The sequence below is a fragment of the Pseudomonas kulmbachensis genome (genome assembly GCF_963681935.1).
Taxonomy (GTDB): Bacteria; Pseudomonadota; Gammaproteobacteria; order Pseudomonadales; family Pseudomonadaceae; genus Aquipseudomonas; species Aquipseudomonas kulmbachensis.
Window position 1 is genome coordinate 3,888,727 of sequence record NZ_OY817088.1, and the last position, 13,277, is coordinate 3,902,003.

Below are 13,277 nucleotides of genomic sequence, written 5' to 3' on the forward strand. Positions count from 1 at the left end.
TACCCCCTGCGCGCCTGGGCGGGTAATAGCCAGGTACTACGTACCCGCCAGACGCAACTTACAGGCTTATTTCAACAACCCATCGGCCTGCAACAGGGTTTCAAGGCAGTGTTCCTGAATGTTGTAGAACGCCTTGAGTTCCTGAATTTTCACCAACAATTGCGCCGGGTCCAGCGGTTCGGCGCGTTTGACCGCAAGGATCATTTTGTTTTTGTTGGTGTGCTCCAGCGAGATGAACTCAAACACCTTGGTTTCATAACCGCAGGCTTCCAGGAACAGTGCACGCAGGCTGTCAGTAACCATTTCGGCCTGTTGGCCCAAGTGCAAACCGTATTGCAGCATCGGCTTGAGCAATGCCGGGCTCTGGATTTGCAGGCGGATCTGTTTATGGCAGCACGGCGAGCACATGATGATCGCCGCACCCGAACGAATGCCCATATGGATGGCGTAGTCGGTGGCGATATCACAGGCATGCAGCGCGATCATCACATCGATCGGCGTCGGGGCAAAGCTGCGCACATCACCATGCTGGAACGTCAGGCCCGGGTGCTCCAGGCGTTCAGCGGCGTTGTTGCACAGCGTGACCATGTCTTCACGCAGCTCAACCCCGGTCACCATGCCTTCGGCTTGCAGGCTGTGGCGCAGGTAGTCGTGAATGGCAAACGTCAGGTAACCCTTGCCCGAACCGAAATCCACCACCTTGACCGGTTGATCGAGCTTGAGCGGCGAGTTGCTCAGGGCGTGGGAAAACACCTCGATAAACTTGTTGATCTGCTTCCACTTGCGCGACATCGCCGGGATCAGCTCTTGCTGCTTGTTGGTCACGCCCAGATCGGCGAGAAACGGCCGCGTCAGATCCAGAAAGCGATTTTTCTCGCGATTGTGCTCAGCCGACGGCAATTCGCGCTCCTGCTGGCTCTTGCCTTTGAACAGCGAGCTTTTGCCTTTTTTGCTGTATTCCAACTGCACTTCGTCAGTCAGGGTCAGCAAGTGCGCGTTCTTGAACGCTTCCGGCAACAGCCCGGCAATAATTGCCACGCCCTCTTCAAGCGGGAAGTTCTTGGTGATATCACGGGTTTTGTAACGGTACACAAAAGACAGGCAAGGCTGATCCTTGACCGTTACCTGCTTGATGATCACCCGTTGCAATTCAGCCTCTGGACCGACGTACTTGGCCAGCACCAGCTTGATAAACGAGTTTTGCGCCAGGCCGGTTTCCAGCAGATTCAAAAATTGCGCACGATGATCCGGCACAGACGGGGCGGTGGTAGCAGTCACTGACATTGAAAATGGTGCCTCGGGGGTGCAAGAGGGAGAAATCAGAAAAGCAATGGCGGCCATTTTAGGCGCGTTGGCCGCCGGGGGCACGGAGTAATTTCAGACAGCCGCGATTACAACATCACCAACCGATTCGGCAATTGGTTACGTGCCTGTGTTCTCGGTATGTGCTGCGCGAGCAATTCGGCGCTGGCATCGATACAGGCAATAAAGCCTTCAGCCGTATGGCCCAGCGCCACCCGGCGGGTGAAATCGCTGACGATGGTACCCCAGTCACTGTTGTCCAGATGTCGGGAGATACCTTCGTCCACCAGGATTTCGACGTAACGCTCCGCCTCGCTGACAAAAATCAGCACGCCGGTGCGCCCTTCGGTGTGGTGCAGGTTTTGCTCGAGAAACTGCCGCCGGGCCAGGTTGCTGGCTCGCCAGTAGCGCACACGGGGCGGGATCAAGCGGGTGGTAATCGCCGGTAGGCGGAAGATCAGGCTGAGAAACACGAAGCTGGCCCATTGCAGCATCAGCAAGGAATATATCTCCAGGCCGCCAATCAGAACGTGCGCCACGGCGGGCACCAGCAAGGCAACCAGGCTGGCCCACAACAAGGGGATATAGCTGTAGTCATCGGCCCGCGGTGCCAGCACGGTGACAATTTCGGCGTCGGTGCGTTGTTCGGAACGGGTGACGGCTTCTTCGACCTGCCGTTGTTGCTCTTGAGTTAACAAAGCCATAACTATCGATACTCGTTGAAAAATGAATTACCAGCCGCCAGAGGCTCCGCCGCCGCCAAAACTGCCACCGCCACCACTGAACCCTCCGCCACCGCCAAAGCCACCCGAGCGCGAGCCACCGCCGCCGCCTGAGCGGCAGATGCCAAAGAACTGGCAGGCCGCAACGACCAGAACAAACAATATAAATAGCAGCACAACTACGCCCGGGTGTTCGGCCATCAAATCGTTGCTGTCGCCCTGCCCTCCGGCATAGGCCGGTTCGGCCAATGGCGCGCCACCCAATACTTGCAGGATGGCGTCAACTCCGTCGCTGATACCTTGGTTGTAGTCACCGCTTTTAAAGGCCGGGGTGATCACTTGATGGATGATCACCGAGGACTGGGCGTCGGTGAGGCGGTCTTCCAGGCCATAGCCGACTTCGATACGCAGCTTGCGATCATCGCGGGCCACAATCAGCAATGCGCCGTTGTTTTTGTCTTTTTGGCCGATGCCCCAGGCGCGGCCCAGTTGGTAGCCGAAATCTTCGATGGGGGTGCCTTGCAGACTGGGTACGGTGACCACCACCACTTGCTCGCCGGTGGCTTTTTCGTGGGTCTCAAGCTTTTGCGTCAGCTGCTGGCGTGTGGCGGGGTCGAGCATGTGCCCATCGTCCACCACCCGCCCGCTAAGTGCAGGAAAAGTCAGCGCCTGGGCCGTGGCTATAAATAGCCACAGCAACAGGCCAAGCCCCGGTTTTGATACGCGCATCGGCAACCTCATAGGTCGAATCTGACAGGCGTTACTCGTAGCAGCTGCCGAGGAACGAAGGCTGCGTTCGAGCGCGAAGCGGTCGTAAAATCTGAGCCTGAGGTGTATTTGAAACACCGCAATTAATGATTTTACGACGACTGCGCCGCCGAACGCAGCCTTCGTTCCTCGGCAGCTGCTACAGGGCACGCATATTGGTCAGGCGGCTTAGAACTTCACCTCAGGTGCCTTGTCGGCATCCGGGGTTGTGGCTTCAAAGGTGGAGCGTACCGGCAAGTCGCTGTACATCACCGCATGCCACAAACGCCCCGGAAAGGTGCGGATCTCTGTGTTGTAGCGCTCAACCGCGAGGATAAAATCGCGACGAGCCACGCTGATCCGGTTTTCCGTGCCTTCCAGTTGCGATTGCAACGACAGGAAGTTCTGGTTGGACTTCAGGTCCGGGTAACGCTCAGACACCACCATCAACCGGCTCAAGGCTCCCGTCAGCTGATTCTGCGCCTCCTGAAACTGCTTGAGTTTTTCCGGGTTGTTCAACGTGCTGGCATCGACCTGGATCGAGGTCGCCTTGGCCCGCGCTTCAATCACCGCAGTCAGGGTGGCCTGTTCCTGTTTGGCCGCGCCCTTGACCGTCTCCACCAGATTGGGAATCAGGTCGGAACGACGTTGATACTGGTTCTGTACTTGCGACCAGGCCGCCTTGACCTGCTCGTCGAGGGTCGGAATGGTATTGATCCCACATCCTGCAAGCAGACTGCTTACGGTCAGCAAGGCAATAACTTTCCAACCCCAGGTTCTAACGCTCTGTATTCCCATGCTTGCAACGCTCCGAAATAACGACATCAGGTTTATAGACCACACACCACACCCAAAAACTCCCGGCAATACTGGATTGCTCGCGGCGAATCAGCTAAAAGACTGCCTGCCATGCAGGAATACTTTGTTCTAAAGGTAGGTCATTTCTTTAATTCGAGTATTCCTGACATTCCTCCAGAACAATATCGCTGCACAAGCGCGGGCTTCCCTCGCTTCAAGTGAGCGGCTGCGCAGAAGAATCCAATGAGAAATATGTGTTTGCTGGGCATCGTCATCAGCCTGGCCAGTCACACCGCATGGGCTCAAACCCCGGCGGCCCCGCTCCCTCCCAAAGACGTGTTCGTTGCTGAACTGCTGAAAAAAATGAGCGAGGATGAAAAGATCGGTCAACTGCGTCTGATCAGTATCGGCCCGGAAATGCCCCGCGAGATGATCCGCAAGGAAATCGCCGCAGGCCGTATCGGCGGCACGTTCAACTCCATCAGCCGCGACGAAAACCGCCCGATGCAAGACGCTGCCATGCGCAGCCGCCTGAAGATCCCGATGTTTTTTGCGTACGACGTGATCCACGGCCATCGCACCATTTTCCCGATCAGCCTGGCTCTCGCCTCCAGCTGGGACATGGACGCCATCGGCCTCAGCGGCCGCGTGGCCGCCAAGGAAGCCAGCGCCGACAGTATCGACCTGACTTTCGCCCCCATGGTCGACATCGCCCGTGACCCGCGCTGGGGCCGTACCTCCGAAGGCTTTGGCGAAGACACCTATTTAGTTTCGCGCATCGCCAGGGTGATGGTGCAGGCCTATCAGGGCGCATCACCTGCCCTGCCCGGCAATATCATGGCCAGCGTCAAACACTTTGCCCTGTATGGCGCAGTCGAAGGCGGACGTGACTACAACACTGTCGACATGAGCCCGACACGCATGTTTCAGGACTATCTGCCGCCCTACCACGCCGCCATCGAAGCGGGCGCAGGTAGCGTGATGGTGGCCCTGAACTCGATCAATGGCGTGCCTGCCACCTCGAACATGTGGCTGATGCAGGATTTGCTGCGCAAGGACTGGGGTTTTAAAGGCGTTGCAGTCAGCGACCACGGCGCGATTATTGAATTGATCAAGCACGGCGTAGCCAAAGACAGCCGCGAAGCCGCCAAGCTGGCAATCAAGGCCGGTATCGACATGAGCATGAACGACAAGGCCTACGGCGAAGAATTGCCTGGCCTGCTCAAGTCCGGTGAAGTGCCGCAAAGCGATCTGGATAACGCCGTGCGCGAGGTGCTTGGCGCCAAGTACGACATGGGCTTGTTTGCCGACCCGTACCTGCGTATCGGCAAGGCTGAAGATGACCCGGCCGACACCAAGGCCGAAAGCCGCCTGCATCGCAGCGAAGCCCGTGAAGTGGCGCGCAAGAGTCTGGTGCTGCTGAAAAACCAGGCCGAAACCCTGCCCCTGAATAAACAGGCGCGCATTGCCCTGGTTGGCCCCCTGGCCAAAGCCCCGATCGACATCATGGGCAGTTGGGCCGCAGCGGGTCTGCCAGCACAGTCTGTGACCGTGTATGACGGCATGCGTAACGCACTCGGCCAACAGGGCAACCTGATCTACGCCCGCGGCGCCAATATTACCGACGACCAGAAAATCGTCGACTACCTGAACTTCCTCAACTTCGATGCACCAGAAGTGGTCAACGACCCGCGCCCGGCGCAGGTGATGATTGACGAGGCGGTCAAGGCCGCGCAGCAGGCGGATGTAGTCGTCGCTGTGGTGGGTGAATCGCGGGGCATGTCCCACGAGTCGTCGAGCCGCACCAACCTGGACATTCCTGCCAGCCAGCGCGCCCTGATTACTGCGCTCAAGGCCACCGGCAAGCCGTTGGTACTGGTGTTGATGAACGGCCGTCCGCTGTCGATCGATGTGCAACAGCAACAAGCCGATGCCGTGCTGGAAACCTGGTTCAGCGGCACCGAAGGTGGCAACGCGATTGCTGACGTGCTGTTCGGTGACTACAACCCGTCAGGCAAGCTGCCGATCACTTTCCCGCGTTCTGTAGGTCAGATTCCGACTTACTACAGCCATCTGAGCATTGGTCGGCCCTTCACACCGGGCAAACCGGGCAACTACACCTCGCAGTATTTCGATGAGCCCAACAGCCCGCTGTATCCGTTTGGCTATGGCTTGAGCTACACCGACTTCAGCCTGTCGGATGTCAGCCTGTCGACCAAAACCTTGAAGCCGGGCAACACTCTGACCGCCAGCGTAACCGTGAAAAACACGGGCAAGCGCGCGGGCGAAACCGTGGTTCAGTTGTATATCCAGGACGTCACCGCCTCCATGAGCCGTCCGCTCAAGGAGCTGAAGAACTTCCAGAAAGTCATGCTCAAACCCGGCGAGCAGAAGGTCGTGCAATTCACCGTCGCCGAGAACGATCTGAAGTTTTACAACGCGCAGTTGCAGCACGTCGCCGAGCCTGGCGAATTCAATGTGCAGATTGGCCTCGACTCGCAAAACGTCCAGCAAAACAGCTTCCAGTTGCAGTAATTTCACTCAATTGCCGGGAAGGCCCTATGCGGCCTCCCGGCACGTCTTTTCGCTTGACCTTTCCTATCTTTGCACCCGCCTGAAAATGCGTTCGGACAGCGCTGTTTTTTATGGTAGGGTTCGCGCCCTCAAAATCCAGCGCAAACGATTTGCTCCTGCAAAATCCGGTGACAAACGGCTAAATGCCGGTGCAGTGCGGCCTACATGGATATTCAAGCTTTCACACACAATTTACACACAGGGTTATCCACAGGCAGTACGTTGCACAACCCCTGCAAAACGCATATCTTGTATCAGCTCCGCCAAAAAACCCCATATGTAGGGTTTTAGGCCAAAAACCCAACACAACTCAGACGAGAATTTCAAGCCCTTTTCTCGCGCCTGTTGGGTTAAACCAAACGCAGTTTTTAAAGTCCAAACCGCTCATGCGGATGGCAACCGCTTTCCAACCTAAACGTCGGAAAGCGGCCCGGGTGTTGCAGTAAAAATACTGTCATCCCGCTGGAATACGGTTTCACGCGGTCTGCGTGAATCAAGACTTCGGCACGGAAGCGGCTTAACCCCCCTTCTGTACGTCCCGAAGTTGTTATGCCCGGCTCATTACCGGTTGTAGTGCTTCAGGACGGAACGGTGGGCACCCAAAAGGCGCCCAAACAAACATAGAGAATGTGGAGACACCCCCATGCAAACCGATACAACTCGCGAGAACTCGCAGGGTACCGATTCAAATCTGGATCTGTCTGCGACCGCGCCAGGCCAATTGCGCGTGATCAAACGTAACGGGGCTGTAGTTCCTTACACCGATGACAAGATCACCGTCGCCATCACCAAGGCGTTTCTCGCAGTTGAAGGTGGCAACGCTGCCGCTTCGTCGCGCATTCACGACACCGTTGCGCGCCTGACCGAACAAGTCACCGCGACCTTCAAGCGTCGCATGCCATCGGGCGGCACCATCCACATCGAAGAAATCCAGGACCAGGTTGAACTGGCCCTGATGCGTGCCGGCGAGCAAAAAGTGGCACGCGACTATGTGATCTACCGTGATGCCCGCTCCAAGGAACGTGCAACCCGCGCCCCGGCTGAAGACGCTGTGCGCGCTCACCCGTCGATCCGTATCACCCTCGCTGACGGCACATTCGCGCCGCTGGACATGGGCCGCCTGAACACCATCGTCACCGAGGCCTGTGAAGGTCTGGAAGAAGTTGACGGCGACCTGATCCAGCGCGAAACCCTGAAAAACCTCTACGACGGCGTAGCGTTGAGCGACGTCAACACCGCCCTGGTGATGACCGCCCGCACCCTGGTAGAGCGTGAGCCCAACTACTCGTTCGTGACCGCTCGCCTGCTGATGGACACCCTGCGTGCCGAAGGCCTGAGCTTCCTGCAAGTCGCTGACAGCGCCACCCACCACGAGATGGCTGACCTGTACGCCAAGGCCCTGCCGGCCTACATCGCCAAAGGTATCGAGTTCGATTTGCTGAACCCGGTTCTGGCCACCTTCGACCTGGAAAAACTGGGCAAGGCGATCAACCACGAGCGCGATCAGCAGTTCACCTACCTGGGCCTGCAAACCCTGTACGACCGTTACTTCATCCACCACGATGGCGTACGTTTCGAACTGCCGCAGATCTTCTTCATGCGTGTGGCCATGGGCCTGGCAATCGAAGAGAAGCAAAAAGAAGACCGCGCCATCGAGTTCTACAACTTGCTGTCGTCCTTCGACTACATGTCGTCGACCCCAACCCTGTTCAACGCCGGTACTCAGCGTCCACAGCTGTCCAGCTGCTACCTGACCACCGTGCCGGACGACCTGTCGGGCATCTACCACGCGATCCACGACAACGCCATGTTGTCCAAATTCGCTGGCGGCCTGGGCAACGACTGGACGCCAGTACGTGCACTGGGTTCGTGGATCAAGGGCACCAACGGCAAATCCCAGGGCGTGGTTCCGTTCCTGAAAGTGGTGAACGACACCGCCGTAGCCGTTAACCAGGGTGGCAAGCGCAAAGGCGCTGTATGTGCTTACCTGGAAACCTGGCACATGGACATCGAAGAGTTCATCGAGCTGCGCAAGAACACCGGTGATGACCGTCGTCGTACCCACGACATGAACACTGCCAACTGGATCCCTGACCTGTTCATGAAGCGCGTCTTCGATGACGGCCCGTGGACCCTGTTCTCGCCATCCGAAGTACCGGATCTGCACGACCTGACCGGCAAGGCCTTCGAAGAGCGTTACGAGTACTACGAAGCACTGTCCCAGTACCCTGGCAAGATCAAGCTGTTCAAGACCATCCAGGCCAAAGACCTGTGGCGTAAAATGCTGTCCATGCTGTTTGAAACCGGCCACCCTTGGCTGACCTTCAAAGACCCGTGCAACCTGCGTAGCCCGCAGCAGCACGTGGGCGTGGTTCACAGCTCGAACCTGTGCACCGAGATCACCTTGAACACCAACAAGGACGAGATCGCCGTTTGCAACCTGGGCTCGATCAACCTGCCGAACCACATCGTCAACGGCAAGCTGGACACCGACAAGCTCAAGCGCACCATCGACGTAGCCGTACGCATGCTCGATAACGTTATCGACATCAACTACTACTCGGTGCCGCAAGCTCGCAACTCGAACTTCAAGCACCGTCCAGTGGGCCTGGGGATCATGGGCTTCCAGGACGCTCTGTACCTGCAGCACATTCCTTACGCTTCGCAGGCCGCCGTTGAGTTTGCCGACAAGTCGATGGAAGCGGTCAGCTACTACGCGATCCAGGCTTCTTGCGACCTGGCTGACGAGCGTGGCGCTTACGAGACGTTCCAGGGTTCGCTGTGGTCCAAGGGCATCCTGCCGCTGGATTCGCAACAGATTCTGATCGAACAGCGTGGCCAGAAGTACATCGACGTTGACCTGAACGAATCCCTGGACTGGGCACCGGTTCGCGCCCGTGTACAGAAAGGCATTCGTAACTCCAACATCATGGCCATCGCACCGACCGCGACCATCGCCAACATCACTGGCGTATCGCAGTCGATCGAACCGACCTACCAGAACCTGTACGTGAAATCGAACCTCTCGGGCGAATTCACCGTGATCAACCCGTACCTGGTTCGCGACCTCAAGGCTCGCGATCTGTGGGACTCGGTCATGATCAACGATCTGAAGTACTACGATGGTTCCGTGCAGCAAATCGAACGCATCCCGCAAGAGCTCAAAGAGCTGTATGCCACTGCGTTTGAAGTTGACACCAAGTGGATCGTTGACGCCGCCAGCCGTCGTCAGAAGTGGATCGACCAGGCTCAGTCGCTGAACCTGTACATCGCTGGCGCTTCGGGCAAGAAGCTGGACGTGACCTACCGCATGGCTTGGTATCGTGGTCTGAAAACCACTTACTACCTCCGTGCCCTGGCCGCGACCAGCACCGAGAAGTCCACCGTCAACACTGGCAAGCTCAACGCCGTGTCGAACGGCAACAACAGCGAAGACGTAGTTGCCGCCCCGGCCGGTCCAGCACCTGTGCCAAAGGCTTGCGCGATTGACGAGCCGGATTGCGAAGCTTGCCAATAAGCTGAGCTGGCAGGCGGGTTAACCGCCTGACCATAAACCCCCGTTAAGCCCTGGCAACAGTTGGGCTTAACGGGGGTTTTGTTTTTTGGGGAGAAAAACTTCCCGAAGTCGCTGCCGAGGCACGAAGGCTGCGACTACATTGTTAGTGTCCAACGATAGGAACGACTATGAACATCATCAATGCCACGCTGCGTAGAACACCCGGCCTGTATACGGTCAGTTGCGAAGGCGAACGCATCAGCGCCATCACCTTGCAGCCCGGCACAGTAGCGGCGCAGAGTGCAGATATCGATGCTCAAGGCCAGTTGCTGATCGCACCCTTTGTAGAGCCGCATATCCATCTGGATGCGGCCCTGACCGCGGGCCAGCCCGAGTGGAACCTTAGTGGCACGCTGTTCGAAGGCATCGAGCGCTGGGCACAGCGTAAAGAAACCATCACCCACGAAGACACCAAACAGCGTGCCCACGCCACCCTCCGCATGCTGGCCGAGCATGGCATTCAACACGTACGCACCCATATCGACGTCACCGATCCGACCCTGGCCGCGCTGCGGGCGATGATTGAAGTACGCGAGGAAACCCGCCACCTGATTGACCTGCAAATCGTTGCGTTCCCACAGGAAGGTATCGAGTCCTACGCCGGTGGGCGCGAGTTGATGACCCTGGCCGTAGAGTTGGGCGCCGATGTGGTCGGCGGTATTCCGCACTTTGAAAACACCCGTGAACAAGGGGTCAGTTCGATCAAGTTCTTGATGGACCTTGCCGGGCGCACCGGTTGCCTGGTGGACGTGCATTGCGACGAGACCGACGACCCGCATTCACGCTTTCTTGAAGTGCTGGCCGAAGAAGCACGGGTACGCGGTATGGGCAGCCGGGTAACCGCCAGCCACACCACGGCCATGGGCTCTTACGACAATGCCTATTGTTCAAAACTGTTCCGGTTGCTCAAGGCCTCGGGAATCAACTTCGTATCGTGCCCGACCGAGAGCATTCATTTGCAGGGGCGTTTTGACACCTTCCCGAAACGCCGTGGCGTAACTCGGGTGGCCGAGCTGGATCGGGCCGGAATGAACGTGTGTTTTGGCCAGGACTCGATCAAGGACCCGTGGTATCCGCTGGGCAACGGCAACATCCTGCGGGTGCTGGATGCCGGTTTGCATATCTGCCACATGATGGGTTTTGACGATCTGGCGCGCTGCCTGGATCTGGTCACCGACAACAGCGCACGCACGCTCAATCTGGGTGAGGGTTACGGAATCGAGGTAGGTCGCCCGGCGAATCTACTGGTGCTGGATGCCGAAAATGATTACGAAGCGGTGCGGCGCCAAGCCAAGGCACGGGTGTCGATCCGTGCTGGCAAGGTGCTTATGACGCGGGTGCCGGAGCGGATTGAGTTCAGCTGAGCGAAGCGAGACTGCGACTAGAACAATCGTGGGAGCGAGCCTGCTCGCGAATGACCTTCGCGAGCAGGCTCGCTCCCACAGGAGGGCTTGATCGACAACAGAGTATCTACAGAAGGCCTGGATGACCGATAACACCCATCACGTCATCTGAATAATGGTCTGCATGATGGTGCTTTGCGTCGAGATGGTTTTGGCGTTGGCCTGGTAGTTGCTCTGCGCCTTGATCAAGTCCACCAGCTCATTGGTCAGGTTGACGTTGGAGTCTTCCAGCGAATTGGACTGAATGGCCCCCAGGCTGCCAACTTTCGGTGCGTCGTAGCCAGCCATACCCGAGGAGAAGGTTTCCTTCCAGGCAGTACCGCCCACCGGCTGCAGGCCTTGTTCATTGGTAAAGCTGGCCAGGGATATCTGGCCGATGGCGCGGCTTTGGTTGTTGCTGAAGTTGGCGAACATCACGCCCGAACCATCAATGGTCAGGTTGTTGATCTGGCCGGTGGCGTAGCCGTCCTGGGTCGGCGGGTTACGCGAGGAGTCGGTGTTGTACTGAGTGGTCTTGGCCATGTTGATGGCAATGCCGCCCGGCTTGGCGTCGGCACCGTTCGAGTCCCATTTACCATTGATCATGGCACCCGGCTTCCAGCCACTGACAACCAGCGTGTTTTCAGGCTGATCCTTGATCGGATCGGGCTGCGTGACCTTGGTCAGCGCACCAGCCGAGTCAAACTCCAGGGTCGAGGCCACTGGAGCCTTGGCGCCATCGCCCGAGACTGGCGTGCCATCAGGGTTACGACCGTCAATCAGGGTGTAAGAACTCCAGGTATTGGCACCGGTCTTGACCATGTACTGGTCCATCGGGTGCGCGTTGCCTTGGGTGTCGTAGACCATGGTGCTGAATTTTTTGCTGTAGCTGGTGGACTCGCTCGGATCGAACGGAATTTTGGTCTGGTCAATCGTATCGGAGCTGGAGTTCAGGTTGATCTCCGACGTTACCGAACCCGTAGGCTTGGGCGCCAGGTTAGAAGTGTCGATGCGCAGGTCGGTCAGTACACCGTTGATGATATTGCCGTTCGCATCCACGCCATAGCCCTGCAAACGCGCAGTGCCATCGGAGCTGGTCACGTAGCCCTCTTTGTCGGATTTGAACGTGCCGGCACGGGTGTAGCTCAAGGAGCCGTTGTCGCTCAGCACGAAAAAGCCGCTGCCCTGAATCCCCATATCCAGCAGGTTGCCGGTGTTGTTGATCGAGCCCTGACCAAAGTTTTGCGAGACCGCTGCCAGGTTTACGCCACTGCCTACGGTCTTGCTGCCGATACCCAGCTTGCTGGCCGAGTAGATATCGGCAAATTCTGCGCGCGATGCCTTGAAGCCGGTGGTCGCAGCGTTGGCGATGTTGTTGCCGGTCACGTCGAGTTGCTTGTTCGCCGCATAGAGACCGCTAAGGCCGATATTGAATGACATGTTTCTCTCCTTGAGGCGTATGAGTCGGCTTAGAGGCCTATGGTCTGGACTTTGGACATGCCAATGCTGCCCAGACCTGCGAGGTTGAGCATGATTTCGCCACCGGTCTTGCTCAGGGTCACGCTGTTAACGGTCGCTGGCAGGTAGGTGGTGAGCGCCGTGGTGCCGGTGTCGTTTTTGCTCGACGCTGTGAAGGTGTAGGACCCTTTGTCCAGCAGCACACCGTCGTCGTCCTTGCCGTCCCAGGTAAAGTCCGCGTTGCCGGCTTTCTGACTGCCCAGCTCCAGGGTGCGGACCACCTCTCCGTCGGCATCGGTAATGGTGATGACGGGTTTTGAATCGGCGTCCTTGACCACCACGGTGCCGTTGAATGGCTTGTCGCTGGCAGGGTCCACATAGGCTTCACTGGTTTGCACGATGACCGAGCGGCCCACCAGCGACGATGCCTGCAAAGCCTGCGAGGACTGCAGCCCGCCCGACAAGGAGTTGACCGTATCGTTGAGCGAGGTGATGCCCTCCAGGCTGCTGAACTGCGCCAGTTGCGCGACGAACGCGGTGTTGTCCTGGGGGTCCAGCGGGTTCTGGTTTTTCAGCTGGGTGACCAGCAGTTGCAGGAACGCATCCTTGCCCAGCGCCGTGTTGCCGGTAACGCCTTTGGTTGCCGCCGCCACGCTGGTGTCGGTGGTCTTGGCCTGGGCAGAGTTGGCAAGTACCTGATTAAGGGTCAAGCCGCTGGTGGAATCGGTCACACTCATT

The 13,277-nt window shown here is 57.9% G+C and carries 9 protein-coding genes; 3 read left to right on the plus strand and 6 right to left on the minus strand.

All coding sequences use genetic code 11. The annotated features are described in order from the left end of the window. Positions 1–66: 66 nt before the first annotated feature. The 4 genes from U5A05_RS18010 to U5A05_RS18025 all read right to left on the minus strand — a co-directional run bounded on the left by U5A05_RS18010 (position 67) and on the right by U5A05_RS18025 (position 3,569). On the minus strand, positions 67–1,284 hold the full coding sequence (locus tag U5A05_RS18010) for a class I SAM-dependent methyltransferase (protein WP_321834217.1): 1,218 nt from the start codon (positions 1,282–1,284) through the stop codon (positions 67–69). Positions 1,285–1,391: 107 nt separating this feature from the next. Beyond that, a complete protein-coding gene (locus tag U5A05_RS18015) occupies positions 1,392–2,006 on the minus strand; it encodes a TPM domain-containing protein (RefSeq protein ID WP_321834219.1) in 615 nt (204 codons plus the stop codon). A gap of 27 nt (positions 2,007–2,033) precedes the next feature. After that, on the minus strand, positions 2,034–2,753 hold the full coding sequence (locus tag U5A05_RS18020; RefSeq protein ID WP_321834220.1) for a TPM domain-containing protein: 720 nt from the start codon (positions 2,751–2,753) through the stop codon (positions 2,034–2,036). Positions 2,754–2,960: 207 nt separating this feature from the next. Beyond that, a complete protein-coding gene (locus U5A05_RS18025) occupies positions 2,961–3,569 on the minus strand; it encodes a LemA family protein (protein WP_261739254.1) in 609 nt (202 codons plus the stop codon). Positions 3,570–3,812: 243 nt separating this feature from the next. Between U5A05_RS18025 and bglX the strand changes: the two genes are divergently transcribed. From bglX to codA, 3 genes are all read left to right on the plus strand, one after another. After that, positions 3,813–6,104 carry a beta-glucosidase BglX gene (gene bglX, locus U5A05_RS18030; protein WP_321834221.1) on the plus strand — a complete coding sequence of 764 codons (2,292 nt, stop codon included), beginning with the start codon at positions 3,813–3,815 and terminating at the stop codon, positions 6,102–6,104. A 682-nt stretch (positions 6,105–6,786) separates the two neighbouring features. Then, on the plus strand, positions 6,787–9,660 hold the full coding sequence (locus tag U5A05_RS18035; RefSeq protein ID WP_261739256.1) for a ribonucleoside-diphosphate reductase subunit alpha: 2,874 nt from the start codon (positions 6,787–6,789) through the stop codon (positions 9,658–9,660). Between the two features lie 167 nt (positions 9,661–9,827). After that, positions 9,828–11,063 carry a cytosine deaminase gene (gene codA / locus U5A05_RS18040; protein ID WP_321834222.1) on the plus strand — a complete coding sequence of 412 codons (1,236 nt, stop codon included), beginning with the start codon at positions 9,828–9,830 and terminating at the stop codon, positions 11,061–11,063. Between the two features lie 138 nt (positions 11,064–11,201). Here codA and flgE read toward each other — a convergent pair whose 3' ends face one another. Both flgE and flgD read right to left on the minus strand, forming a co-directional pair. Next, a complete protein-coding gene (flgE, locus tag U5A05_RS18045; RefSeq protein ID WP_261739258.1) occupies positions 11,202–12,521 on the minus strand; it encodes a flagellar hook protein FlgE in 1,320 nt (439 codons plus the stop codon). 29 nt (positions 12,522–12,550) lie between these two features. After that, positions 12,551–13,276 carry a flagellar hook assembly protein FlgD gene (gene flgD / locus U5A05_RS18050; protein ID WP_321834223.1) on the minus strand — a complete coding sequence of 242 codons (726 nt, stop codon included), beginning with the start codon at positions 13,274–13,276 and terminating at the stop codon, positions 12,551–12,553. Position 13,277 lies beyond the last annotated feature (1 nt).